The sequence below is a fragment of the Phyllobacterium sp. T2-21 genome (assembly GCF_055378485.1).
The window spans coordinates 269,455-294,205 of the sequence record NZ_AP027915.1 but is presented as its reverse complement, the minus strand read 5'-3'; the positions used below and the strand labels follow the sequence as shown (position 1 = coordinate 294,205).

Annotated in this window: 21 protein-coding genes; 11 read left to right on the top strand and 10 right to left on the bottom strand. The window is 61.2% G+C overall.

Going from position 1 to position 24,751, the window contains the following annotated elements; all coding sequences use genetic code 11:
* Nucleotides 1-64 precede the first annotated feature (64 nt).
* The 3 genes from ACZ5FP_RS23495 to ACZ5FP_RS23485 are packed head-to-tail and all read left to right on the top strand — an operon-like array spanning nucleotide 65 to nucleotide 3,045.
* Nucleotides 65-802: a glucosamine-6-phosphate deaminase gene (locus ACZ5FP_RS23495; RefSeq protein ID WP_464664477.1), complete on the top strand. Its 738-nt coding sequence runs from the start codon at nucleotides 65-67 to the stop codon at nucleotides 800-802.
* Nucleotides 799-1,818: an amidohydrolase family protein gene (locus ACZ5FP_RS23490; RefSeq protein WP_464664476.1), complete on the top strand. Its 1,020-nt coding sequence runs from the start codon at nucleotides 799-801 to the stop codon at nucleotides 1,816-1,818. Before ACZ5FP_RS23495 ends, ACZ5FP_RS23490 begins: the two co-directional genes overlap by 4 nt.
* A gap of 30 nt (nucleotides 1,819-1,848) precedes the next feature.
* The gene (locus tag ACZ5FP_RS23485; RefSeq protein ID WP_464664475.1) at nucleotides 1,849-3,045 is read left to right on the top strand and encodes an ABC transporter substrate-binding protein; all 1,197 of its coding nucleotides are present in this window, start codon (nucleotides 1,849-1,851) and stop codon (nucleotides 3,043-3,045) included.
* Nucleotides 3,046-3,049: 4 nt separating this feature from the next.
* Here the strand turns inward: ACZ5FP_RS23485 and ACZ5FP_RS23480 are convergent, their stop codons facing one another.
* Both ACZ5FP_RS23480 and ACZ5FP_RS23475 read right to left on the bottom strand, forming a co-directional pair.
* Nucleotides 3,050-4,900, bottom strand: a complete 1,851-nt coding sequence (locus ACZ5FP_RS23480; RefSeq protein WP_464664474.1) for an ABC transporter ATP-binding protein — start codon at nucleotides 4,898-4,900, stop codon at nucleotides 3,050-3,052.
* A 40-nt stretch (nucleotides 4,901-4,940) separates the two neighbouring features.
* Nucleotides 4,941-6,152 (bottom strand): aminotransferase class V-fold PLP-dependent enzyme, encoded by a 1,212-nt coding sequence (locus ACZ5FP_RS23475; RefSeq protein WP_464664473.1) that lies wholly within the window; start codon nucleotides 6,150-6,152, stop codon nucleotides 4,941-4,943.
* A 113-nt stretch (nucleotides 6,153-6,265) separates the two neighbouring features.
* On the opposite strand from ACZ5FP_RS23475, the gene ACZ5FP_RS23470 reads away from it, so the two are divergent.
* On the top strand, nucleotides 6,266-7,099 hold the full coding sequence (locus tag ACZ5FP_RS23470) for an IclR family transcriptional regulator (protein WP_374042759.1): 834 nt from the start codon (nucleotides 6,266-6,268) through the stop codon (nucleotides 7,097-7,099).
* Between the two features lie 2 nt (nucleotides 7,100-7,101).
* Here ACZ5FP_RS23470 and ACZ5FP_RS23465 read toward each other — a convergent pair whose 3' ends face one another.
* The 7 genes from ACZ5FP_RS23465 to ACZ5FP_RS23435 all read right to left on the bottom strand — a co-directional run bounded on the left by ACZ5FP_RS23465 (nucleotide 7,102) and on the right by ACZ5FP_RS23435 (nucleotide 15,799).
* Nucleotides 7,102-7,599, bottom strand: a complete 498-nt coding sequence (locus ACZ5FP_RS23465; protein ID WP_288194274.1) for a RidA family protein — start codon at nucleotides 7,597-7,599, stop codon at nucleotides 7,102-7,104.
* A 9-nt stretch (nucleotides 7,600-7,608) separates the two neighbouring features.
* The gene (locus tag ACZ5FP_RS23460; protein WP_463013234.1) at nucleotides 7,609-8,820 is read right to left on the bottom strand and encodes an amidohydrolase/deacetylase family metallohydrolase; all 1,212 of its coding nucleotides are present in this window, start codon (nucleotides 8,818-8,820) and stop codon (nucleotides 7,609-7,611) included.
* 2 nt (nucleotides 8,821-8,822) lie between these two features.
* The gene (locus ACZ5FP_RS23455; protein ID WP_105733398.1) at nucleotides 8,823-9,692 is read right to left on the bottom strand and encodes an ABC transporter permease; all 870 of its coding nucleotides are present in this window, start codon (nucleotides 9,690-9,692) and stop codon (nucleotides 8,823-8,825) included.
* A complete protein-coding gene (locus ACZ5FP_RS23450; protein ID WP_464664472.1) occupies nucleotides 9,692-10,633 on the bottom strand; it encodes an ABC transporter permease in 942 nt (313 codons plus the stop codon). The genes ACZ5FP_RS23455 and ACZ5FP_RS23450 overlap by 1 nt, the downstream gene beginning before the upstream one ends.
* A gap of 87 nt (nucleotides 10,634-10,720) precedes the next feature.
* Nucleotides 10,721-12,250, bottom strand: a complete 1,530-nt coding sequence (locus ACZ5FP_RS23445; protein ID WP_464664471.1) for an ABC transporter substrate-binding protein — start codon at nucleotides 12,248-12,250, stop codon at nucleotides 10,721-10,723.
* Nucleotides 12,251-12,393: 143 nt separating this feature from the next.
* Nucleotides 12,394-13,686: an L-rhamnose catabolism isomerase gene (gene rhaI / locus ACZ5FP_RS23440; RefSeq protein WP_464664470.1), complete on the bottom strand. Its 1,293-nt coding sequence runs from the start codon at nucleotides 13,684-13,686 to the stop codon at nucleotides 12,394-12,396.
* 22 nt (nucleotides 13,687-13,708) lie between these two features.
* Nucleotides 13,709-15,799, bottom strand: coding sequence for a bifunctional rhamnulose-1-phosphate aldolase/short-chain dehydrogenase (locus ACZ5FP_RS23435; protein ID WP_464664846.1), 2,091 nt, complete (start codon nucleotides 15,797-15,799; stop codon nucleotides 13,709-13,711).
* A gap of 214 nt (nucleotides 15,800-16,013) precedes the next feature.
* Between ACZ5FP_RS23435 and ACZ5FP_RS23430 the strand changes: the two genes are divergently transcribed.
* The 7 genes from ACZ5FP_RS23430 to ACZ5FP_RS23400 all read left to right on the top strand — a co-directional run bounded on the left by ACZ5FP_RS23430 (nucleotide 16,014) and on the right by ACZ5FP_RS23400 (nucleotide 23,151).
* Nucleotides 16,014-16,826 carry a DeoR/GlpR family DNA-binding transcription regulator gene (locus ACZ5FP_RS23430; RefSeq protein WP_464664845.1) on the top strand — a complete coding sequence of 271 codons (813 nt, stop codon included), beginning with the start codon at nucleotides 16,014-16,016 and terminating at the stop codon, nucleotides 16,824-16,826.
* A 44-nt stretch (nucleotides 16,827-16,870) separates the two neighbouring features.
* A complete protein-coding gene (rhaS, locus tag ACZ5FP_RS23425) occupies nucleotides 16,871-17,866 on the top strand; it encodes a rhamnose ABC transporter substrate-binding protein (RefSeq protein WP_105733393.1) in 996 nt (331 codons plus the stop codon).
* Between the two features lie 68 nt (nucleotides 17,867-17,934).
* A complete protein-coding gene (locus ACZ5FP_RS23420) occupies nucleotides 17,935-19,455 on the top strand; it encodes a sugar ABC transporter ATP-binding protein (RefSeq protein WP_464664844.1) in 1,521 nt (506 codons plus the stop codon).
* 11 nt (nucleotides 19,456-19,466) lie between these two features.
* Nucleotides 19,467-20,465 carry an ABC transporter permease gene (locus ACZ5FP_RS23415; RefSeq protein WP_464664853.1) on the top strand — a complete coding sequence of 333 codons (999 nt, stop codon included), beginning with the start codon at nucleotides 19,467-19,469 and terminating at the stop codon, nucleotides 20,463-20,465.
* Complete coding sequence (locus tag ACZ5FP_RS23410) at nucleotides 20,462-21,463, top strand: ABC transporter permease (protein WP_464664843.1); 1,002 nt, start codon at nucleotides 20,462-20,464, stop codon at nucleotides 21,461-21,463. The genes ACZ5FP_RS23415 and ACZ5FP_RS23410 overlap by 4 nt, the downstream gene beginning before the upstream one ends.
* Nucleotides 21,460-21,783: an L-rhamnose mutarotase gene (rhaM, locus tag ACZ5FP_RS23405; protein WP_464664842.1), complete on the top strand. Its 324-nt coding sequence runs from the start codon at nucleotides 21,460-21,462 to the stop codon at nucleotides 21,781-21,783. The genes ACZ5FP_RS23410 and rhaM overlap by 4 nt, the downstream gene beginning before the upstream one ends.
* Before the next feature lie 6 nt (nucleotides 21,784-21,789).
* Entirely contained in the window at nucleotides 21,790-23,151 is a 1,362-nt protein-coding gene (locus tag ACZ5FP_RS23400) for an FGGY-family carbohydrate kinase (protein ID WP_464664841.1), read from the top strand.
* Nucleotides 23,152-23,200: 49 nt separating this feature from the next.
* Here ACZ5FP_RS23400 and ACZ5FP_RS23395 read toward each other — a convergent pair whose 3' ends face one another.
* A complete protein-coding gene (locus ACZ5FP_RS23395; protein WP_223614765.1) occupies nucleotides 23,201-24,526 on the bottom strand; it encodes a dicarboxylate/amino acid:cation symporter in 1,326 nt (441 codons plus the stop codon).
* Nucleotides 24,527-24,751: the final 225 nt, after the last annotated feature.

The following is a 24,751-nucleotide window of genomic DNA, read 5'->3' as shown; positions in this document are numbered from 1 at the left end:
TGGACAGCTATGCTTACAATGGCGGCCACGGTGAAAAGCATATGCAAGAAGGTTGGTAAAGCCCATGGTCGATACGCGTATTTTATCTGACAAGCAGGTCCTTGGCGCGACCGGCGCTGCGCTTGGCGCGGCGGCGATCCGCCAGGCGATTGCGCAAAAGGGCAAGGCGTCGATCATTGTCGCCACGGGCGCCAGCCAGTTCGAACTCCTGCAAAATCTCGTTGCGGCGGAGGACATCGACTGGTCACGGGTCACGGCGTTCCATCTTGATGAATATGTCGGCATGGACATCACCCACCCCGCCAGCTTCCGCAAATATCTGCAGGAGCGGTTCGTTGCGCCGCTCGGTGGCAATGTAACGTTTCATCCGGTCAATGCCGAGGGCAATCCGCAGGCCGAAGCAAAGCGACTCAGCGCGGTGATCGCCGAACACGATATCGATGTCTGCTTTGCCGGTATCGGCGAAAACTGCCATCTGGCCTTCAACGATCCGCCCGCCGATTTCGATACGGAAGAGCCCTATATCGTGGTGACGCTGGATGAGGCATGCCGCAGGCAGCAGATGGGTGAAGGCTGGTTCCCGTCGCTGGACGCCGTGCCTGAGCAGGCCATTTCGATGAGCATCCGGGAAATCCTCAAAAGCCGCCTCATCATCCTTTCCGTGCCCGACGCGCGCAAGGCACAGGCCGTCAAGGACGCACTGGAAGGTCCGGTCGACCCACGTCATCCCGCCTCGATCATCCAGACCCATCCGCAGACAATCCTGCTGCTCGATCCGGACTCGGCGTCGAAACTGTCATGATCACATCGGGCCTCGTCGATATCCAGGTCAACGGGTTTGCCGGGGTGGATTTCAACGCCGCCAGCGTGACACCGGAGGCGTTGGACCGCGCCTTGGAGGCCATGCTGGCAACGGGCGTCACCACATGCCTGCCGACGATCATCACCGCCTATCCCGATGAACTGGAAGCACGCTTTACCGCGCTCGACCGCTGCGTCAACGCCAGCCGTCTGGGTCCGCTGATGTGTCCGGGATACCATCTGGAGGGGCCGTTTCTCAATCCGGCACAGGGCTTTTCCGGGTGCCATCCCGCACAGGCCATGACATCGGCTGATCCCGCCCTGGTCACGCGTCTGCAAGACGCGATCAAGCGGCCGATTCTTCTCGTGACCGTCGCGCCTGAGATATCCGGCGGCCTCGATTTCATCCGGGCCATGGCGGCACGGGATATTCTGGTTGCAATCGGCCATTCCGCTGCGGATTTCGCCATGGTGGAGGCCGCGGCGCTGGCCGGGGCGAGCCTGTCGACGCATCTCGGCAACGGCCTGCCGCAGATCATGCCCAAGCTCGACAATCCGCTCTTTGCCCAGCTTGGCGAAGACCGGCTGCTGGCGACCTTCATTGCCGATGGTATTCATCTTCCACCCAAGGCGCTGAAATCGCTGATGCGGGCCAAGGGTTTCGAACGCTGCGCCCTGGTGACCGACGCTGTCGCCGCAGCCGCCGTTCCCGCAGGCACCTATGATTTCGCCGGCATGCGTATCGAGCGCACCGCAGACGGCACCGTGCGCCTGCCCGGAACGACGGGGCTGGCCGGATCGTCCCTTTGTCTCGATGACGGGGTGCGCAACCTTGTCCGTTGGGGCATCGCGTCCTTCGAACAGGCCGTTGAAATGGCATCGACGCGATTGCTGGTTGCACTGGCACCGGCCCTGCGCGCCCGCAACATCACCCTGCCGCATGCGGAAATCGACTGGTCGGACAGCATGGCCATCCGCAGCGTCCGCATTGGCGACGAGATCAGAAACTGCAACTGAAACATCCAAGAACAATAAAGGGGAATGCAAATGGGAAATGACCAGTTTCGAATGAGCCGCCGGGTGCTGCTCGGCGGCATGACCGCATCGGCAATGGCGGGCGCGATGCCCGCCTGGGCCAAGACACCCGCCCTGCCCTCCGCGCCTGTCGTGATCACCGTGATGGACGTGGGCGGTGCGCTGGCGCTGATCCAGCCCGCATTCGAGGAATATGCCAAGACCTATCCGGAACGGGCATCGCGGATCATCTTCACCAAGGCGCCGGTGACGGAGCTCGCCGGCAAGCTCAAGGCGCAGCAGAGCGCTGGCCGCATCGATATCGATATCGTTCTGACCGGCAGCGACGGATTGGCGGCCGGGCTTGCCAATGAAACATGGCTGAAAATCCTGCCGGATTTCGCCGACAAGTTTCCGGGGATCGAGGAAAACTACGAACCCGCCGCGCTCGCCCTGCACAAGGCGCAGGGCGACGGCTACGGCGTCGTCGTCAATTATTACCCCTCGGGCCCGCTGATCGAATATGATCCGGAACGGGTCAAGAAGGTCCCGACCAGCGCGGAAGAACTTCTGGCCTATGCCAAGGAAAACCCCGGGCGCTTCATGTATGCCCGCCCGACCAATTCCGGTCCCGGCCGCACCTTCATGATGGGGCTGCCCTATATTCTCGGCGACAAAGACCCGCAGGACCCGATCAATGGCTGGGACAAGACCTGGACCTATCTCGCCGATCTCGGCCAGTACATCGATTATTATCCGGCTGGAACCGGCGCGACGATGAAGGAATTCGGCGAAGGATCGCGCGACATCATCATCAGCACCACCGGCTGGGACATCAATCCGCGCGCGCTCGGCATCGTGCCCGAAACGGCAAAGATCGGCACCCTCAAGGGTTTCCACTGGGTTTCCGACGCCTTCTTCATGTGCATGCCCAAGGGCATCGCCGACGACAAGGCGGCTGTCGTCCTCGACCTGATGGCCTTCCTGCTCACCCCCAAGGCGCAGGCCTATTCCTATGACGAGGGCTATCTCTATCCGGGTCCGGCAGTGAAGAACGTGCCGCTGTCCATGGCACCGCAGCACAGCCAGGACGTGATCAAGCAGTTCGGCCGGGAGGAATATGCCGGGCTGATCGCCAACAACCCGATCGAACTGCCGCTGAAGCCGGACAAGATGGTCATCGCCTTCCGCAAATGGGACGAACTGGTCGGTTCCAAGAAAGCGAAGTAAGGGCTTACTGCACCTGAACCAGGTGCCCCGCCGAGACTTCATTGTATTGCCGCACAGGCACGATGAAGTCCGGCGTGCGCACCGGGCTCTTGATCTCGTCATTGGAGACCGGCCGCTTGATGCCACGCCGCGACGGATCGGGCACCGGCACGGCTGAAATGAGCTTGCGCGTATAGGGATGCTGCGGGTTCTCGAAGATGGCTTCGCGCGATCCGATCTCGACGATCTCACCGAGATACATCACCGCGATGCGATGGCTGACCCGTTCCACCACGGCGATATCGTGCGAGATGAAGAGATAGGCAAGGTTGAGGCTCGCCTGCAGATCGAGCAAAAGGTTGATGACCTGCGCCTTGATCGACACGTCCAGCGCCGAGACGGATTCATCGGCGACGATCAGTTTCGGATCGAGTGCGAGTGCGCGGGCAATGCACACGCGCTGCCTTTGACCGCCGGAAAATTCATGCGGATAGCGGCTTGCCATATCCGCCGTCAGCCCGACCCGTTCCAGAAGATCGGCAACACGCTCCTTTGCCTGCGCGCGCGTTCCAAGCTTGTGTTCGAGATAGGGTTCGGCAATCGCAGCGCCGACGGTGATGCGCGGGTTGAGACTGGCGAACGGGTCCTGAAAGATCATCTGCATGGTGCGGCGCATATCGCGCAGCCGCTTCGGCTCCATGGTCAGCACGTCTTCCCCGTTCAGCAGCACCTCGCCGCTGAGCGGCTGCACCAGACGCATGATCGAGCGTCCGGTCGTCGACTTGCCGCAACCGGATTCACCGACGAGCGACAGGGTCTCGCCCGGCTGCAGGGTGAAGGACAGATTCTCCACCGCATGCACGCGGCCTTCCAGTTGTCCGAACATCCCCGAGTGAATATTGAAGCGGGTGGTGAGGTTCTTCACCTCGAGCAGTGGCTTTACCTGCGATTTGACGGTGTCGGCGGCCTCGACAGGCACATCCGACGTGCCGGTTGCCCGGTCCACCACCGGAAACCGCAACGGACGCTTGTGTCCCTTCATCGAGCCGAGAATGGGAACAGCGGAAAGAAGCGAGCGGGTATAGGGATGCTGCGGACGGGCAAAGATGTCCTCGGTCCTGCCGGTTTCCACCGCCTCGCCATTATACATGACGACGGTGCGGTCAGCGATCTCGGCAACCACGCCCATATCGTGGGTGATGAAGAGGACGGATGTGCCCTCCTCTTCCTGCAGCAGCTTGATCAGATCGAGAATCTGGCCCTGGATCGTCACGTCTAGCGCCGTCGTCGGCTCATCCGCGATCAGCAGCTTCGGCTTGCTGGCCAGCGCCATGGCAATCATCACGCGCTGGCGCATGCCGCCGGAGAAGCGGTGCGGATATTCGTCGAAGCGCGATTGCGCGGCGGGAATGCGCACCTTCTCCAGAAGCCGGATCGTTTCGGCCTTGGCCTCCGCCCGCGACATGGCGGAATGGCAGAGCAGGGCTTCGCTGATCTGCTGGCCCACGGTGAACAGCGGATTGAGCGAGGTCATCGGCTCCTGAAAGATCATGGCGACGTCATTGCCGCGCACCGCCCGCATCTGGCTCTCGGGAAGCGCAAGAATGTCCTTGCCGTCCAGCATGATGCGGCCTTCGATTCGGCTCTTGTCCTTCTGCAACAGCCGCATGATGGACAGCGATGTCACGCTCTTGCCCGAACCGGATTCGCCGACGATGGCCACCGTCTCCCCCGGCGCCACGTCGAACGAGACATTGCGCACAACCGGCCGCCATCTGCCGTCGGACTGGAAGGATGTCGTCAGATTGGCGACCGACAGGACCGGCGCGGGGGCATTGCCCCTGTTGCCGGGATGGGAAGGCTGACGATTGTCCATGAGTACAAATCCTTTCCGTTGGCAGGTGGCGATGCGCCGGTCAGTCGGGCCAGCGCATGAGACCGGCCATGCGGCGCGCATAGCGGTTTTCAACCGGGGTCGAGATGATCGCGTTGGACGCACGCGCCTTGCCAAGCTCTTCCGTCAGACGGCTGGCCACAATGGTTTCTTCTCCCGGATGCAGATTGCACGGGTCCATATAGAAATAGCCGTGTTCGACCTCGTGGTCCCGGACGATCACCGGGCGCGCGCCCTGTGCCAGTGCATCGGCGAGATCCCAGGCGGAGATATGGGCGGCCTGCGGTTCGATGGTGACGCGCAGGCGGTCGAGCGGATTGTGTGTCGGGTCGGGCTCGATGACTGCCGTGACGCCCGGCTTGCCCGCAAGCGTCTGCTGCCAGAGGTTGAGATAGCCGGTTTCCCGCTCGCGGATACCCGCATGGTCGCGCTTTTCCCAGGCTTCCAGCGCAGCGATGATTCCAAGGATGCTCTCCTTGCCCACTTTCATGCCGCGGCCAATGCCCATATTCTGCAGGAAGGTGTTGCGGACGAAATCCTTGGCGCCGGCGACGATGCCGCCGGTCGGACCGCCCAAAAACTTGTGCGCGGAATAGAGCGCGATGTCGGCCCCCTGCTCCAGAAAGATCTTCAGATCATATTCGGACGCCGCATCGACGATGACTGGCACGCCGCGGGCGTGGCAGACTTCGGCAAATTTCTGCAGGGCAACGAGGCCGTACTGAACCGTGTGATGCGAGACAACAAAGACGGCTGCGGCGGTGCGCTCGTTGATTGCCCCATCGAGATGATAGGGGTAGCAGGATGTCGCCTGACCGACCAGAACGGCCTTGGCACCGGCGAGCCGGATACCCTGATCGACCGGCGCGCCATAGCTGACCACGTGGCCCATCTGGATGATGACTTCGTCCTTCAATCCCGTGGTGTCGGGCAGGCGTTCGATGGCGGCAAGATCGTTCCCCGTCATGGCCGCAGCCACCGCGAGGCTGATGCCGGCGGAGCAGGACGCCGTGACAAAGCCGGCCTCGCCGCCGGTCAGCCGGGCAATCACCGGGCTCGCCTTCTTCTGCAGGTCGTTGACCTCGACGAACTGCGGCAGGATTGCCGTCATGGCGGCGACCGCTTGCGGAACCACGATCGACGCCCCCAGCGAGGTCATCGTGCCGGACACGTTGATAACGGGTCGCAACCCGAGCGTTTCGCGAATATCGTCGGGGTTGTGAGAGTCTGTCATGCTAATCTCCTCGAAATGTTGCCGCTTGCAACACATTCCATTTTCTAGGCATATATGCCATTATAATGTAATAAACTGTTTGAACATCAATCGAGCCTGCCAGGAGCCTGAACGTGGACGCAAAGACATCAGACATGGGCGCTGCCCCCGGTCTTGAGACAACCGAACAACCGGAAGCGACGGGCCGCCGTTCCCGTGTCAGCGGCATCGACCGCGCCTTGCAGGTTCTGGACTATCTCTACGAAACCGGCAGCCCGGCCGGTGTCTACGGCATTGCCAAGGCCATCGGTGCGCCGCTGTCGACGGTCTACGTCATCATTGACGATCTGGTTGAGAAGAACCTTCTCTCCCGCAACAATGACGGCTCCGTCTGGCTGGGCGCACGGCTTTACCACTACGGTCTCGCCTATGCCCGCTCGCTGGATTTTCTCGACGTCGCCAACCACGAAATGCACAATCTCAGCCGCGTATCGGGTGAAACGGTGCAGGTTTGCGGCCGCGACGGCGATCACATGATGGTTCTGGCCATGGCCGATGGTCCCGGCCATTTCCATGTCACGTCGCGCGTCGGTACGCGCGTACCGCTGAACTGGACCGCATCCGGCCGCCTGCTTGTCGGCCATCTGCCCGAAGCCGAACGGCTGGATCTGTTCAAGCGCTGCGCCAAATCCTCGCCCACTGGCCGCGCCGTCATCGAACCGGCAGCGCTGTCGAAAGCCGCTGCCGAGGCGCTGCAATCGCGCATTTCCATCCAGGCGGGCGAATCCGACTACGCCGTCGCCTGTGTTGCCTCGCCCGTATGCGACGACAAGGGCACCTGCGTTGCCACCATCTCCATCGTTCTGCCCGAGCAGAAGATTGCCGATGACCCCGAGCGCTACACGGCCGAGGTCAAGGCATCTGCCGAACGGATCGAAACGGTGATGGGCTGGCGCAGTCATTCCTGATCCTAGTCCCTCAAGGCGATGATCGCCTCGATCTCCACGGTGATGTTGCCCGGTAGCGAGCCGAAGCCCACGGCCGAGCGGGCATGCTGCCCCGCATCGCCGAACACGTCGATCAGCAGATCGGAGCATCCGTTGATAACAAGCGGATGATCGGCAAAGTCAGGCACGGCATTGACCATGCCGAGCAGCTTGACCACCTGCTTGACACGGCCAAGATCGCCCAGGGCGGAATGCAGGACCGCCAGCAGGTTGATGCCGGTCAGCCGGGCATGGGCGTAGGCGTCCTCGACGCTGACGTTATCGCCCACCTTGCCCGTATGCATGAAGCCGTCATCCTCGCGCGGGCCCTGGCCCGAGAGGTACAGCATGTTGCCTTCCTGGATGTGGGTAACGAAATTGGCAATCGGACGCGGTGCCGGCGGCAGCACGATGCCCAGCGCCTTCAGCCTGGTGTAAGGAGATGTGCCGGCGTCGACAGCCGGACTGGATGAAGGATTCACGCGAGCTCCTTAGCGGTATGAATGGGTATGGCGGTGATTGACCAGCTCGGGCTTCACCGGTTGATAGCGGCTCGCCGCGATGGTTTCGGTGCCCAGAACCACCATGCGCGGTTCGAACAGTTTGTGCAGCGTCGCTTCATAGCCCAGCGAATCGATGACGCTGAGATCTGAATCAACCAGTTCAAAGATGGTGAACTCGGCCGGCTTGCCGACGGAGAGGAGATTGTCGGTCGGCAGGCCGATGGCCGATGCCGGCGAGAGCGTCACGGCCTCGACGACTTTGTCGAACGGCATGCCGACGCTCAGCAGCTTCGACATCGTCGTTCCCAGATCCCACACGGAATAGTTCAGGCTGTGCAGGTGGATGTCGGTCGAGATGGAGAAAGGCAGCAGGCCGCGGCTGATGGCGACTTCCGCCACGCGGAACGAGAACGATGCGCCGCCATGGCCGATATCGAGCCGGATGCCTTCACCGGCGCAGCGTTCCGCCAGTTCGAACAGATCCTCGTCTTCGATGATGCTGGCGCCGACCTTGCCGTTGAAGCAATGGGTGATGATGTCGCCCGGTCCCAGAATCTCCAGCACTTCGTCATAGAGCGCAGGCGGTTCGCCCACATGCACCATCATCGGCAGCTTGAGAATTTTTGCCACCTTCTTGCCGACCTTGACCGGAGTCACGCCCCAGGAGCCGGTGATGACATGGCTGGCACGCACCTTCAGGCCGACAATGTGGTCGCGGTTTTCGTTGACGCAGGCGACCGTGCGGTCGAGATCGATGGAGCGGATATCGCTGAGTTCGCTGACGCGGTTGCAGGCGACAAGGCCAATCGAGCCGAGATTGAGGAAAGCCTTGATGCGTTCCTTTGCCGGTTCGATGATATATTCGCGCAGGCCGTGGAAATTCGCTTCACCTGCCGAGCCCGCATCGACGATGGTCGTCACGCCGCGCTCGACACCGCAGATTTGCGGGCGAACCGAGATATCGGTTCCGCCATGCCAGACATGGGCATGCAGGTCGGTCCAGCCGGGCGAAATCCAGGCGCCCTTCATGTCAATGCGCCTGGCATCGCCGGCGACGTTCAGGGAGGGGCCGAATTCGGCGATTTTTCCATCCGCACCGATCAGGATATCAATGGTGCCGGAGGGTGTATTGGGGCCAAAGGCAACCGGCTTGACATTGGTCAGCAGCAAACGGCCGTCGGTTGCGGAGGGGGCGGGCATGATCAGAGATCCTTTCTGAGGCGGGGGTCTAGGAGGTCGCGGAAGCCATCGCCGACCATTTGCAGCGAGAGAACGGAGAGCACGATGGCAATGCCGGGAAACAGGGTCATCCAGTCGGCCTGACCGACATATTGCCGGCCGGCGGCAATCATCGTGCCCCAGGTCGGCACTTCAGGGCTGACGCCAAGCCCGAGGAACGACAGGCCGGCTTCCGCCAGCATGGCATGGGCAAACAGGAACGTTCCCTGGACGAGGATGGGCGAGAGCAGATTGCGCAGGATATGGCGCGTCAGGATATGCGGCGTCGAAATGCCAAGCGCATGGGCGGCTTCCACATAGGGCAGTTCGCGGATGACCAGTGTCGAGGCCCGCACCACGCGGGCAAGCCGCGGCGCGTAGACGATGCTGAGCGCGATGATCACCGTCGTCAGCGACGGACCGAGCGCCGCAACCAGCGCAATGGCAAGCAGGATATCGGGGAATGCCATCATCGCATCGATCAGCCGGGTGATCGGCGCATCAAGCTTGTGGAAGAAACCGGCGAGAATACCGAGGGTCACGCCAATAAGCGAGGCGAGCACCACCACGGCAAAACCAACGAGCAGCGACAGCCGGGCGGAATAGATCGTGCGCGAAAACACGTCGCGTCCGAATTCGTCCGTGCCGAATATCCATTGGGCGCTCGGCGGCTTCAGCCGGTTGACGATCGACAGCTTGTTCGGCGCATAGGGGGCGATGAGCGGCGCGAGAATGGCAAGCGTGATGAAGATTGCCAGAACGATCAGGCCGAACAGGACGGTCTTGCGGCGCAGGAGAACGCGCAGGAATTTGCTGCGCTCGCTGGCGGGAACGGGTGAAACGATATCGGTCATCAGTAGCGCACCCTTGGATCAACGACGAGGTAAAGCATGTCGATGGCGAAATTGATGAGGACGTAGAGCCCGGCGATGATGAGGAGTGCGCCCTGAATAACCGGGTAATCGCGGCGCAGCACGGCCGAGACGACGAGATTGCCGACACCGGGCAGGCCGAACACCGTCTCCGTCACCACCGCACCGGAGATCAGCACGGCGGCCGTCAGGCCGACGACGGTGATGATCGGAATCAGCGCATTCTTGAAGGCGTGCTTGAGCACGACACTGCGTTCGACAACGCCCTTGGCCCGGGCGGTGCGGATGTAGTCATCCCCCAGCACATCCAGCATCGAAGCGCGGGTAAACCGCATGATCAGTGCCGATGAAACGATTCCCAGCGCAAAAGCCGGCAAAACGAGATGATACAGCCGCTCGCCCAGCGTCGTGTCCGGTCCGCCATAACCCGAGACCGGGAAGATGCCGAAGCGGACGGCAAACACCTGCATCAGGATCAGGCCGAGCCAGAAGCTGGGAATGCTGGCCGCCAGCATGGCAAGCGCCGTTGCGGCCTGATCGAAGACCGATCCGCGCCGGTACGCGGCATAGACCCCGATGGGGATCGCAATGACACTGGCAATCAGGATCGAGAAAACCGTGAGGAAAAATGTCGGCTCGGCGCGCTGCGCCAATGCCGTCAGCACTGGCTGGTCGAGAAAGATCGACCGTCCGAGATCGCCCTGCAGCAACTGGCCGATGAAATAGACGTACTGGACGAGGATGGAGCGGTCGAGCCCGAGGGTTGCCCGCAACTGCGCGATATCGGCAGCGGTCGCTTCCGGTCCGAGCATGACGGCCGCCGGATCGCCGGGCGTGACACGGACGATGATGAACACGATGGTCACCACCAGAAACATCACGACAATCATGCCGATAAAGCGTTGGAAGATGTAACGGAGCATGGGCCGGTTGGATCCTGCTGCGGGAGCTACGATACGAAGGGACCGGCGGCAGGCGGCTTGCGGCCGCCCGCGCCCGAACGCTTCAGATTACTGCTTGAGCGACACGTTCCAGAAATAGGGCCAAGGCGCCGGAGTAAAGTGCTCCAGCTTGGGCGATTTGGCCGACAGCGCGTTGAAATCGCCGATCTTGATGATCGGCGCTTCCGCGTAGATCACCTTCTGAACGTCCGCCCACAGCGCGATACGCTTCTTCGGGTCCGTTTCGGCATTGAAGGCATCCACCGCCACCTTGCGGGCCGGTGTATCCCAATTGCCCGGCGCACTGGTCGACAGGGCGCCGATCAGCGCGGGTTCCGGCAGAAACGGGCTGTGGCTGATATAGATATCCCAGAGTGCCGGGTCGGCGCGGCGCTGCGTCAGTGTTGCCCAGTCGACCACCTGCAGATCGACATTGATCCCGGCGGCCTTCAGATATTCCGCTGCGACCTGTGCCATCTTGTAGTGGAACTCATACTGGCGGCTGGTGAGAATGCGCACCGGCTTGCCGTCGTAATTGGCTTGCTTCAGAAGCGTCGCGGCCTTTTCGGGATCGCCGATATTATAGCCATCCTTGACGCCCGCATCGCTCGCCCAGCTATAGGATGCCGGATAGAACGATCCATTGAGCGCATAGAAGTCCTTGCTGCCGAAAGCGGCGGCCAGCATGTCTTCCACGTTGAGCGCAGCGCGGATCGCCAGGCGCATATCCTGGTTCTTGGTCAGGCCCTGCGCCGTGTTCAGCACGAAGACCGGCCAGCCGAAGGGCTTCAGCAGCACCGGCTCGGTGACCTTCTGGCCCTTCAGGCGGTCATAGGCCTCGACGGGCAGACTGTCGGCATAGTCGAACTGGCCGGAAATCGCGCCTTCGACCCGGGTATTGGCATCAGGGACAGGAACGAAACGGATTTCGTCGAGATATTGATGACGGGCGCCGCCATAGCCATTCTCGCGCCCTTCCGGAGACTTGTAGCCGTCAAAGCGCACGAGCTGGATATACTGGTCGGCCTTGCGCTCCTTCAGCTTGTAGGGGCCCGTGCCGACCGGGTCGGTCATCGGGTTCTGCTGCTTTTCACTTGGGAGGATGATCGCCGCGGCATTGTTGAACGCCAGCAGCGACAGCAGCGGTGCATGCGGGGCATTGAGCGTGATGCGGACGGTCGAGGCATCCACCGCGTCAATGGATGTGATCAGAGGCGCGACCTGCTTGCCGCGCGAGGCGATCTGGGTCCAGCGCTTCAGCGAAGCCACGACATCGGCGGAATCCATGTCGGTGCCGTCATGGAACTTGACGCCGGTGCGCAGCTTGATCGTGTAGATTTTGCCATCCGCCGAAATCTCCGGCAGGCTTGCCGCCAGCAGCGGGGTCGGGTTCCAGTTTTCATCGAAGGTGTAGAGTGTCTCGAAAATGTGCTGGGAAACAATGCCGACCAGATCGGCCGTCGATGCCATGGCGTCAAGTGTCGGCGGCTCGCCGATGGTCGCGACATTGATGACGCCGCCCTTGGTCTGGGCAAAGGCCGCAGGGCTGAGGGCAACCAGCGCCGAACCCAACAGGAGTGCGAGTTTCAGTGATTTCATGACAGTTCCCTTTGTTATTCTATTATTATGTTATATAATGTTTTATAGTAGAATAAGACCAAATGTATCAGGCGCTGTCAAACAAAAAAGAAAAGGCAGCGCGAGGGGCGCTGCCTTGATCATGCAACCGGCCGGCAATCCGTTCAGATAATGCCGCCGCTGCCGCCCGTGCTGGCCGGCCGGATTTTTCCGACCTTTTGCCGATAGCCGCTGGCCCGGTAGGCGGCGATGGGATCGATGGCGCCCCCCGCCCGGCGGCGGGCTTCGGCCAGTATCGGCTCGACATCCGTTCGGTAGGCGCGCTTCAGCGCATCCGATGCCATCAGCGCGTCATTGCCGTCCTGATAGCCGTCCAGAGCCGCCCGGTCGACCAGCAGGGCCTGCGCATAGGCGCGGCGGATTTCATTGGCACTCGAGATCAGGCTTTCAATAGGATCGGTCACATTGTGCGACTGATCGATCATATGCGCGGGATGGAAATTCTCGACGCCGCGCGCCTCCGCATCGACCAGTTCGTTGAAAACCAGGAACAGCCGGTACGGATCGATGGAACCCGCATCCAGATCGTCATCGCCATATTTCGAATCGTTGAAGTGGAAGCCGCCCAGTTTCTTGAACTGGATCAGCCGCGACACGATCATCTCGATATTGGTGTTCGGCGCGTGATGGCCGAGATCAACCAGGCAGAAGGCTTTCGGCCCCAGCGTCTGGGCGATCAGATAGTTGCTGCCCCAGTCCTGCACCACGGTCGAATAGAAGGCGGGCTCGAACATCTTGTGTTCGGAGAAAATGCGCCAGTCGTCAGGCAGCGCCTTGTAGACCTGCGCCATGGCATCGAGATAGCGCTCGAACGACCGGGCAAAATGGCTCTGGCCGGGAAAATTCGATCCATCGCCGATCCACACCGTCAGGGCCTTCGAGCCGATGGCGTCGCCGATTTCGATGCACTCGATATTGTGCGCGATGGCCTGCTTGCGCGTCGCCGCATCCGCATGGCTGAGCGAGCCGTATTTGTAGGAATGCGCCTGATCCGGCGCATCGGAAAAGGTGTTGGAATTCATCGCGTCGAAGCCGAGGCCGAGCGCCTCCGCATGGGCTTTGAGCTGTTTCGGGTCCGCCTTGTCCCAGGGGATGTGCAGCGAGACGGTCGGCGTCGCGCGGCTCAGCTGGTGGATGACTGCGCAGTCATCGAGCTTGTCGAAAATGCCGCGCGGCTCACCCTGCCCCGGAAACCGGGCAAAGCGCGTACCGCCGGTACCGACGCCCCATGAGGGAACCGCGACGAAGAAATCAGCCACCTTGGCGGTGATCGCCTCGATATCGATGTTGCGGCGGGCAAGATGCGCGCCCAGCGCCTCGAAATCGCTGTTATGCGCCGCACCGCGCTTGTCGTTCTCGGATGCGATCAGATCGCCGGAAATATGCTGTTCAGCCATGTTGTCCTCCCCCGGACTGCCTTTATCGCGTGAAGCTCTGCACGTTGCCAGCGTCAACATTGATGATATTGCCCGTTGATTTGGCGGACGCATCGGAGGCAAGGAAATAGATCGCCTCGGCAATGTCTTCCGGCAGCACGTTGAGCTTGAGCAGCGACCGCTTGCGGTAATGCTCTTCCAGCTCATCCACCTGCAGGTTGGACGAGGCGGCACGCTGTTCGCGCCATTCGCCGTTCCAGATTTTCGAGCCGCGCAGCACGGCATCGGGATTGACGGTGTTGACGCGGATACCGGCTTCCGCCCCCTCCAGCGCGAGGCAGCGGGCGAGATGGATTTCCGCCGCCTTGGCAGCACAGTACGCGCTGGCATTGGGCGAGGCGGCAAGCCCGTTCTTCGATGCGACGAAGACCACGTTGCCGCCGATCTTCTGGCGCCGGAACAGGCGGAAGGCTTCGCGCGATACGAGGAAATAGCCTGTCGCCAGTATGTCCATGTTGCGGTTCCACATGGCAAGCTCGGTTACCTCTACCGGGGCGGACGAGGCGATGCCGGCATTGGAAACGAGAATATCGATGCCGCCGAATTCGATCGAGGCCTCGGCGAAGCTGGCGATCACTGCAGCCTCATCCGTCACATTGAGCTGCACGCCGCGCACCGCATCGGCGCTGTACCGCCCGGCAAAATCCTGATGGGCGGCCTTCAGGGCCTCCGCATCGATATCCGCAAGGACGACACAGGCGCCCTGCCCGAGCAGCCGTTCCGCCGTGGCACGGCCGATGCCGCCGGCACCGCCCGTGACAAAAGCCACGCGGCCCGCCAGGGATTTCGGCTTCGGCATGCGCTGCAGCTTGGCTTCCTCGAGCAGCCAGTATTCGATATCGAAGGCCTCCTGTTCCGGCAGTCCCTGATAGTCCGAGACAGACGATGCACCGCGCATCACATTGATGGCGTTGACATAGAATTCCCCGGCAATGCGGGCCGTTGCCTTGTCCTTGGCAAAGGACAGCATGCCGACACCGGGAATGAGGAAGATGACCGGGTTGGGATCGCGCATGGCAGGCGAGTTGTCATGTTTGCACGCGTTGTAATAGCGGGCATAGTCGGTGCGGTAGGCTTCCAGCGCCGCATCGAGCGCTTCGACAGCGGCGTCCGGATTGGCCGCATCGACATCCAGCACCAGCGGGCGAATTTTCGTGCGCAGGAAATGATCGGGGCAGCTGGTCCCGAGCGCCGCCAGAGGATGCAGGTTGCGGGAATTGACGAATTCCCGCACCGCCGGCTGATCGTCGAAATGGCCGAGCTTGCGTTCGGCTACACCGATCTTGCCGCGGATTTCCGGCATCAGCCGCGCGGCGATGGCGCGGCGCGCCGATGCGTCGAGGCTCGCCGTTGCTTCCCCGCCGAATGCGGGTTTGCCCGCCGTCTTGGCGTCGAACCAGACAATCGCCCTGTTGATGATATCGAGAGTCAGCTCGTAGCATTCCTTGGCGTCATCGGCCCATGTGAACAGGCCATGGCTTTCCAGCACGACACCCTTTGAATTCGGATGCGCCGCCGCATAGGCGCCAAGATCGAGGCCGAGCTGAAAGCCCGGACGGCGCCAGGGCAGCCAGCCTATTTCGTCGCCAAAGACCTCTTTGGTCAGTTCACGCGAATTCTTTGATGCGGCAATGGCGATGATCGCATCGGGGTGCATGTGATCCACATGCCTGAACGGCACGAAACCGTGCAGGGGCGTATCGATCGATGCGGCGCGGCCGTTGAGATTGAAGGTGCAATGGGGCAGGAAGCCCACCATGCGGTCTTCGTCCGCAACACCTTTGTAGATGGACTTCAGCGATTCCAGCTTTTCCATATAAAGCGTGGCGAAACCGTCGAGCTTGATCGTGCCGACATCGCCGCCCGATCCCTTCACCCACAGCACCTCCACCGGCTTGCCCGTAAGCGGATCGGTTTCCGAAACCTTGGCCGAGGTATTGCCGCCGCCGTAATTGGTGATGCGCTTGTCGGCACCCAGCAGATTGGAGCGGTAAAGCAGCTTGCCGGGCTCATCCAGCGCGGCAGCCTTTTGATCATCCCAACGATTATCCAGAAGTTGGACCTTGTTCGCCATGCTTGCCTCCCGAAGACGATCTGATGGCCTGACAACACGCCGCAGCCATGTGAATTTTCTCTAGCTATGAAGCAGGGAGTGATTTGCTGTCAATCATAAATGATCAAATTCAATCATAAAATTGCAATTGTGCAGTGCAGTATGAATAATTTTGACTGAAGTTGATTGACAGCACCGTGTTATTTGCGCAATGTTCGCAGCAGTGGAGGGAAAAATGCACGAACGTGAGCGCCAACGAATTATCCTGAGTGCCGTTCAGGAAAAGCCGTTCATCACCATTCAGGACATTGCCGAACTGACGGAAGCGTCGGAAGCAACGATCCGTCGTGACATCGCCTCCATGCACGTCCACGGCAAGTTGCGCCGGGTGCGCGGCGGCGCGGAAGCCATTCACCCGCCGCAGCAGACCGCGCTTGCCGGCCGGCCATTCCGCGTCTCGGAAGCCGAGAACATCGACAAGAAGCGGGCGATTGCCCGTGAAGCCGTGGGCCTGTGCAACGAGGGCGACGCCATCATCCTCAACGGTGGCACCACGACATTCCAGATGGTGCATTATCTCGCCACGCGCCGCCTGCAGATCATGACCAATTCCTTCGCCATCGCCGAACATCTGGTGAAGAACTCCAAGAGCACGGTCATTATTCCCGGCGGCATGATCTATCGCGAGCAGAGCATGATCCTCTCGCCGTTCGACAATGACGTGACCCGCAATTTCTATGGCAAGCGCATGTTCATGGGCGCCGTCGGGGTCGGTCCGTTCGGCGCGATGGAATCGGACCCGCTGATCATTCAGGGCGAGCAGAAGCTGATCAATCAGGCGGATGAACTGGTGCTGCTGGTGGATTCCAGCAAGTTCGAGCGCCGGTCGAGCCTGATCCTGTGCCCGTTGCAGCGGGTTGCAACAATCATCACCGATGACGGCATTGCGGATGCCGACCGGAAGATGGTGGAGGATGCCGGGGTTGAGCTCATCGTCGCAAAGGTGGGAGCTCAGGACAAGTCAAGGGATTCCGCTTCGATCGCATAAAAACCAGGCGCCGAAGCGGCGTATTTCAATCTAGGGAGGATGAAATGAAACTGTTGAAGACACTCGCACTGGGATCGGCCTTGGCCCTTGCCATGCTCGCATCGCATGCACAGGCGGAAACGATCAAGATCGGTCTCGTCGCCAAATCACTCGGCAACGGCTTCTTTGAAGCAGCCAACAAGGGCGCGCAGGAAGCAGCCAAGGAGTTGGGCGGCGTCGAAGTCATCTATACCGGACCGACATCGACGACGGCCGAAGGCCAGATCGAGGTCATCAATGCGCTGATCGCGCAGAACGTCAATGCCATCGCCATTTCCGCCAACGACCCGGACGCTGTCGTACCGGCTCTGAAGAAGGCCATGGCGCGCGGCATCAAGGTCATCTCGTGGGATTCCGCCGTGGCCAAGGACGGCCGCATCGTCCACCTCAACCCGTCGTCGAACGAGCTGATCGGCAAGATGTGCCTGCAGCTTGCCGCTGCCCATCTGCCTGATGGCAAGGGCGACTTCGCCATCCTCTCGGCCACGACCACATCGACAAACCAGAACACCTGGATTGCCGAGATGAAAAAGCAGCTGCCGAACTTTCCCGGCCTCAACCTTGTGACGACAGTCTATGGCGATGACCTCGCCGACAAGAGCTACCGCGAAGCGCAGGGCCTCCTGACCTCGCAGCCGAATGTGAAGGTCATTGTCGCGCCGACCACGGTTGGCGTATTGGCGGCATCCCAGGCAGTATCCGATGCCAAGAAGATCGGCACGGTTTACGTGACCGGCCTCGGTCTGCCGTCGGAGATGGCCGGCGCCATCAAATCAGGCGCCACCAAGGAATTCGCCATCTGGAATCCGATCGATCTCGGCTACTCCGCCACGCAGATCGCCTATCATCTCGTCAAGGGTGATACCGACGGCAAACCCGGCAGCGACATCAGCGCCGGCCGCATGGGCAAGATCAAGATCGGCGACAATGGCGAAGCGGCCATGGCTGATCCCTTCGTCTATGACGCGAAGAACATCGATCAGTTCTCCAAGATTTTCTGATCCGGCAATCGCGCCGCAAAGCCCGGCAGGCCTTCTGCCGGGCATTTTTTAACCCTTCGGTATTGCCCATGATGACCGCAGCCCTTGCTGACTCACCCCTCGCAACCCCCATTCTGGAAATGCGGGCCATCTCCAAGACCTTTCCGGGTGTGAAAGCCCTGAATGACGTCAACATCGCCCTGTTTCCCGGCGAGGTGACGGCGCTCATCGGCGAGAACGGTGCGGGCAAATCCACGCTCGTCAAGATTCTGACCGGCATCTACCCGTCCGACGAAGGCGAGATCCATATCGACGGCAAGCCCGTCACCTTCGGCAATGCGCAGGATGCCATCGATCACGGCGTGACCGCCATCCATCAGGAAACGGTGCTGTTTGACGAACTCTCGGTTGCCGAGAACATTTTCATCGGTCATGCGCCGAAGACATCGCTGGGTCTGGTCAACTGGAAGGGCGTCAACGCCAGGGCGCTGGCCCTTCTCCATTCGCTCGAAAGCAATATCGATCCGCGCACGCGGCTGAAGGACCTGTCCATCGCCCAGCGCCATCTTGTTGCCATTGCCCGCGCCCTGTCGGTCGATGCGCGTATCGTCATCATGGACGAGCCGACCGCCGCCCTGTCGCGCAAGGAGGTGGACGACCTCTTCCAGATCGTCAAGCGGCTGAAGGCGCAGGGCAAGGCCATTCTCTTCATCAGCCACAAGTTCGACGAGGTCTACGAGATCGCCGACAATTACGCCGTGTTCCGCGACGGCAAGGCCGTGGGCAGCGGGGTTCTCGCCGAGATCAGCCAGAACGACATTGTCCGCCTCATGGTCGGCCGTTCCATCGAGCACGCCTTTCCGAAAGTCGACATCCCACTCGGCGAAACGGTGCTCAAAGTCGAGAACTATAGCCATCCCACCGAATTCCGCGACATTTCCTTTGCCCTCAGGAAGGGTGAAATCCTCGGCATCTACGGGCTGGTCGGTGCGGGCCGCTCGGAAATCTGCCAGTCCCTGTTCGGCGTGACCTGGCCGTCCGGCGGCAGGCTGGAGCTGGACGGCAAGGAGATCCAGATCCGCTCGCCCGGCGATGCAATCCATGCGGGCATCGTCTATGTGCCGGAGGAGCGCGGCCGCCACGGTGCCGTGCTGCAACTGCCGATCTACCAGAACATTTCATTGCCGTCGCTTGGACGGACATCCCGTTCGGGTTTCCTGCGCGCCGCCGAAGAACTGGCGCTGGCGCGAAAATACGCCGAACGCTTCGACCTCAGGGCCGCCGCACTCTCGGTGCCGGTCGGCACGCTCTCCGGCGGCAACCAGCAGAAAGTCGTCATCGGCAAGTGGCTCGCCACACAACCGAAAATCCTCATTCTGGATGAACCGACCAAGGGCATTGATATCGGCTCGAAGGCGGCGGTCCACGCCTTCATCAGCGAACTTGCCGGCGAAGGCCTCAGCATCATCATGGTATCGTCGGAACTGCCGGAAATCCTTGGCATGTCGGACCGCGTGCTGGTGATGCGCGAAGGCCTGTCCGCCGGTCTCTTCGAGCGCGCCGACATGAGCGCCGAGACGCTGGTTCGCGCCGCAACGGGCAACGCGTGAGGATCGGGATGATCAAGCAACTGTTCAAGTTTCGCGAAATGCTGCTGGTGGTGATCATCGCCGTGCTGCTCGGCGTTTTCTCTTCCCGCTCGCCCGGCTTTGCCAGCCCGTCGAACCTCTCGAATATTTTCAACGACACGTCGATCCTGATCATTCTGGCCCTCGGGCAGATGACCGTCATCCTGACGAAATCGATCGACCTTTCCGTCGCGGCCAATGTGGCCTTTACCGGCATGGCCGTCGCCATGCTCAACGCCGCGCATCCCGGCCTGCCGCTGGCACTGATCGTTCTCATCGCGCTTGGCATCGGTGCGGTCCTCGGGGCGATCAACGGCCTGTTCGTCTGGAAGCTCGGCATTCCCTCGATTGTCGTCACGCTCGGCACGCTCACCATCTATCGCGGCATGGCCTTCGTGCTTTCCGGCGGCGGCTGGGTCAATGCCCACCAGATGACCGAGCCTTTCCTGCAGACACCGCGCCAGCTCTTTCTCGGCCTGCCCGTGCTCGGCTGGACGGCCATCGTCATCGTCGCCATCATCTATATCGTCATGTCGCGCACCTTCCTCGGCCGGGCAATCTACGCCTCCGGCGGCAACCCGACGGCAGCGGTCTATGCCGGTATCGATGTCGGGCGCACGCGCTTTTTCGCCTTTGTCATATCGGGCACGCTCGCCGGGCTCTGCGGCTACCTCTGGGTATCGCGCTATGCGGTGGCCTATGTGGATATCGCCGCAGGCTTCGAACTCGACAGCGTCGCCGCCTGCGTCATCGGCGGCATCTCGACCCTTGGCGGCATCGGCTCGGTGGCCGGAGCGGTGCTGGGCTCGCTGTTTCTCGGCGTCATCAAGAATGCCCTGCCGGTCATCAACATTTCGCCGTTCTCGCAAATGGCAATTTCGGGCGGCGTGATCATCGCCGCCGTGATCTTCAATGCGCGGCAGGAACGGCGGCGCGGCCGCATCATCCTGCGTGACCGCGGGGCATCGGAAACAATCGAGGGTATCGCATGAGTGTGGTCAGCGAAAAACGTCATATCCCGGACCGGCTCGGCACCTCCGCAACGCGGCTGTTTGCCAGCTGGGAAGCGCTGCTGCTGGTTGTCGCGATCCTGATCTTCATCGCCAACTCTTTTGCGTCCCCCTACTTCCTCAACGCATGGAACCTGTCCGACGCCACGTTCAACTTCACCGAGAAGGCGATGGTGGCCTTCGCCATGGCGCTCCTGATCATCGCCGGTGAAATCGACCTGTCCGTCGCGGCGATCATTGCGCTTGCCTCGACGGCCATGGGCGCTGCGGCCCAGATGGGCGTGGGCACGCCGGGCCTTGTTGCCATCGGCCTTGGGGTCGGCATCGGCTGCGGCGTGGTCAACGGCATTCTCGTCGCCGGGCTGCGCCTGCCGTCGATTGTCGTGACCATCGGCACGATGAGCCTGTTTCGCGGCATCGCCTATATCGTCCTCGGCGACAAGGCCTATGGCGGCTATCCCGCCTCCTTCGCCTATTTCGGCCAGGGCTATGTCTTCTGGGTCATTTCGTTTGAATTCGCCCTGTTCGCCGCCCTGGCCATTCTCTTTGCCATTCTCCTGCATGCGACCAATTTCGGCCGGCGCGTCTATGCCATCGGCAACAACGAGTTTGCCGCGCGTTTCTCCGGCATCCGCGTCGAGCGCATCAAGTTCACGCTGTTCCTGATGACCGGGCTGATGTCGGGCATCGCCGCGGTCTGCCTCACGTCACGCCTCGGCTCGACACGGCCGTCCATCGCGCAAGGGTGGGAACTCGAAATCGTCACCATGGTGGTTCTCGGTGGCATCTCCATCCTCGGCGGCTCGGGAACCATCGGCGGCGTGGTCATCGCCGCCTTTGTCATGGGACTGGTGACATTCGGCCTCGGGCTGCTCAACGTGCCGGGCATCGTCATGTCGATCTTCATCGGCCTGCTCCTGATCATCACCATCACCCTGCCGATCATCATCCGCCGCTTCAGGCACAGGAAACACGCATGAGCACCCAAGAGACCTATGCGTTCAAGATGACCCTCCATCCGGGCATGGAAGACGAATACCGCCGGCGGCACGATGCCATCTGGCCGGAACTTGCCGATCTCCTGCACGACGCGGGCGTGCAGAATTATTCGATCCACCTTGATCGTGACACCCACACGCTGTTCGGTGTCCTGACCCGCCCGAAGGAACACGGGATGGCTGATCTTCCCGATCATCCCGTGATGAAGAAATGGTGGGCGCACATGGCCGATATCATGGTGACGAACCCCGACAATTCACCGGTGCAGTCCGATCTGGTCTGCCTGTTCCACATGGCTTGAGCTGGCATGACCAAGCCGCGCCATATCGCTGTCATCGACGTCGGCAAGACCAACGCCAAAGTCGTCGTCGTTGATGCGGCGAGCGGCGTGGAACTTGCAGCGCGCAGCACGCCCAACGGCGTGGTCACCGGCGGCCCCTATCCCCATTATGACGTCGACGCACTCTGGACGTTTTTTCTGGCCTCCCTGACGGAGCTCGCTGCAACGCCCGGTTTCGACGCGATATCCGTCACCGCCCATGGCGCAGCGGCAGCCTTGCTCGGCGACGACGGCCTGGCCATGCCCGTCATCGACTATGAACACAGCTATCCCGATGCAGTACGCCGCGCCTATGCGGACCTGCGGCCGGACTTTGCCGAGACCGCCTCGCCCTATCTGGCGGGCGGACTGAATGTCGGCGCGCAAATCCATTACCAGAAGACGCAGTTTCCCGAACGGTTCCGGGATGTCAGAACCATCCTGACCTATGCGCAATACTGGGTATGGCGGCTGACCGGTATTGCGGTCAATGAAGTGACGTCGCTCGGCTGCCATACGGATCTGTGGAATCCGCGGGAAGGTGATTATTCCGGCCTTGTCGACACGCTGGACCTGCGCCCGTTGCTGCCGCCGATCCGTAGGGCATTCGATCATATCGGCGATTTGCTGCCCCCTCTTCAGCATCAGCTGGGCGTCAGGAAATCTGTGCCGGTCTTTTGCGGCATTCACGATTCCAATGCATCGCTGCTGCCGCATCTGATGACGCGCAGCTCGCCATTTTCCGTGGTCTCCACGGGCACGTGGGTTGTGCTGTTTGCCGTGGGCGGGCAGCTGGATCAGCTCGATCAGGAGCGTGACACGCTTGCCAATGTCGACGCCTACGGCAAGCCGGTGCCCTCGGCCCGGTTCATGGGCGGCCGGGAGTTTGACCTTTTGACCGGCGGCAATGCCGCCGCGCCCGATACCGCAACGCTCGACCGCGTCATCCGCGATCACATCATGCTGCTGCCCAGTCTTGTCAGGGGAACGGGCCCCTTTCCGCACCGGGAGGCCGTATGGCCGAACTGCGAGGCCCGGACACCGGCCGAACGCACAGCCGCAGCCTCGCTCTATGCCGCGCTGATGACTCATGTCAGCCTCGGGCTGATCGGGGCGGCAGGCACCACGATTGTCGAAGGTCCCTTCGCCCGCAATACGGTGTATCTGTCTGCACTGCGCAGCCTGACAGGGCGTGACGTGGCCGCCCTGCCCGGCTCAACCGGAACCAGCCTTGGCGCGGCCCTTCTGGCGGGCGCGACAATCCCCGTGCAGGCAAAGACCGGAAATGTACAGCCGCTCGATGCCGCATTCGACACATATGAGGCGATATGGCGGGACCACCTCGCATGAAAAAGGCGGGCTGAAAAGCCCGCCTTTCCCTTTCAGTCGTTACCGGCTGTCAGCCGGCATAGGCAAGGGCTTCGTCTTCGCTGACGCCGCCATGCAGGGCGCGGTCAAGCTGCCCCTTGTCCAGTTCGCCTTCCCAGCGGGCGACAACGATCGTTGCCACCGCATTGCCGACAAGGTTGGTCAGGGCACGGCATTCCGACATGAAGCGATCGATGCCGAGGATCAGCGCCATGCCGGCGACCGGCACGGCCGGAACCACGGACAGCGTTGCCGCCAGCGTGATGAAGCCGGCACCGGTGATACCGGCAGCGCCCTTGGAGCTGAGCATGGCCACCAGCAGCAGCAGAACCTGATCCGTCAGTGTCAGCGGCGTGTTGGTTGCCTGGGCAATGAACAGCGCAGCCAATGTCATGTAGATATTGGTGCCGTCCAGGTTGAAGGAATAACCGGTTGGGATGACGAGGCCGACGACGGACTTCTTGCAGCCCGCCTTTTCCATTTTCGCCATCAGCGTCGGCAGGGCGGCTTCGGAGGAGCTGGTGCCGAGAACGAGCAGCAGTTCTTCCTTGATGTAACGGATCAGGGCGAAAATCGAGAAGCCGTTGTAGCGGGCGACGGCGCCGAGGATGATCACCACGAAGAGGATCGAGGTCAGGTAGAAGGTTCCGATGAGGAACAGCAGGTTGGCGACCGATGAAATGCCGTACTTGCCGATGGTGAACGCCATGGCACCGAAGGCACCGATGGGAGCAGCCTTCATCAGAATGGCGACCAGCTTGAACACCGGTGCCGACAGCACATGCAGGAAGTTGGTGACCGGCGCGGCGCGCTCGCCGACCATGGCCAGCGATACACCGAACAGAACCGAGAAGAACAGCACCTGAAGAATGTCGCCGGAAGCAAAGGCACCGACGATGGTCGTCGGAATGATGTTCTGCAGGAAGCCGATGACGCTCTGTTCATGCGCCTGCTGCGTGTAGGTGGCGACCGAGGCCGGATCGAGCGTTGCCGGATTGATGTTCATGCCGGCACCGGGCTGCACGACATTCGCAACGATAAGGCCGACGATCAGCGCCAGTGTCGAGAAGGTGAGGAAGTAGATCATCGCCTTGCCAGCGACGCGGCCGACTTTCTGCAGATCGCTCATGCCGGCGATGCCGGTCGTCACGGTCAGGAAAATGACCGGAGCAATGATCATCTTCACCAGCTTGATGAAGGCATCGCCGAGCGGCTTCATGCTGGTGCCGACATCGGGATAATAGTGGCCAAGCGCGATGCCGATGGTGATGGCAACGATGACCTGGAAATACAGATGGGTGTAGATAGGTTTCTTGACGCGCGGCTGCGGTGCTGCGCTGATGGTCACAGGACTCATGTCTTCCTCCATGGTGCGAGCCGCGTCTGGCAGAAACCCTGTCAGCCTCCCGGGCCCTTCTTGTTCTCGAGAACAACGCATGCGTTCTCTGGAAAGGCATAAGCAAGCACCGTGCCAATCTTGATTTATTTGATAATATATTGATTTTATTGCATATTATTTTTATCCTTCGGGCGCGGGATATAAAAACGTGCGGAATTTCGCACAAACAGATTGTCAATCGTG

Coding starts and splice junctions, on each gene's coding strand:
- ACZ5FP_RS23445 (WP_464664471.1), bottom strand. CDS start 12,250: ATGAAATCACTGAAACTCGCACTCCTGTTGGGTTCGGCGCTGGTTGCC.
- ACZ5FP_RS23435 (WP_464664846.1), bottom strand. CDS start 15,799: ATGGCGAACAAGGTCCAACTTCTGGATAATCGTTGGGATGATCAAAAG.
- rhaI (WP_464664470.1), bottom strand. CDS start 13,686: ATGGCTGAACAGCATATTTCCGGCGATCTGATCGCATCCGAGAACGAC.
- ACZ5FP_RS23400 (WP_464664841.1), top strand. CDS start 21,790: ATGACCAAGCCGCGCCATATCGCTGTCATCGACGTCGGCAAGACCAAC.
- rhaM (WP_464664842.1), top strand. CDS start 21,460: ATGAGCACCCAAGAGACCTATGCGTTCAAGATGACCCTCCATCCGGGC.
- ACZ5FP_RS23495 (WP_464664477.1), top strand. CDS start 65: ATGGTCGATACGCGTATTTTATCTGACAAGCAGGTCCTTGGCGCGACC.
- ACZ5FP_RS23460 (WP_463013234.1), bottom strand. CDS start 8,820: ATGCCCGCCCCCTCCGCAACCGACGGCCGTTTGCTGCTGACCAATGTC.
- ACZ5FP_RS23490 (WP_464664476.1), top strand. CDS start 799: ATGATCACATCGGGCCTCGTCGATATCCAGGTCAACGGGTTTGCCGGG.
- ACZ5FP_RS23475 (WP_464664473.1), bottom strand. CDS start 6,152: ATGACAGACTCTCACAACCCCGACGATATTCGCGAAACGCTCGGGTTG.
- rhaS (WP_105733393.1), top strand. CDS start 16,871: ATGAAACTGTTGAAGACACTCGCACTGGGATCGGCCTTGGCCCTTGCC.
- ACZ5FP_RS23485 (WP_464664475.1), top strand. CDS start 1,849: ATGGGAAATGACCAGTTTCGAATGAGCCGCCGGGTGCTGCTCGGCGGC.
- ACZ5FP_RS23455 (WP_105733398.1), bottom strand. CDS start 9,692: ATGACCGATATCGTTTCACCCGTTCCCGCCAGCGAGCGCAGCAAATTC.
- ACZ5FP_RS23395 (WP_223614765.1), bottom strand. CDS start 24,526: ATGAGTCCTGTGACCATCAGCGCAGCACCGCAGCCGCGCGTCAAGAAA.
- ACZ5FP_RS23420 (WP_464664844.1), top strand. CDS start 17,935: ATGATGACCGCAGCCCTTGCTGACTCACCCCTCGCAACCCCCATTCTG.
- ACZ5FP_RS23430 (WP_464664845.1), top strand. CDS start 16,014: ATGCACGAACGTGAGCGCCAACGAATTATCCTGAGTGCCGTTCAGGAA.
- ACZ5FP_RS23410 (WP_464664843.1), top strand. CDS start 20,462: ATGAGTGTGGTCAGCGAAAAACGTCATATCCCGGACCGGCTCGGCACC.
- ACZ5FP_RS23450 (WP_464664472.1), bottom strand. CDS start 10,633: ATGCTCCGTTACATCTTCCAACGCTTTATCGGCATGATTGTCGTGATG.
- ACZ5FP_RS23480 (WP_464664474.1), bottom strand. CDS start 4,900: ATGGACAATCGTCAGCCTTCCCATCCCGGCAACAGGGGCAATGCCCCC.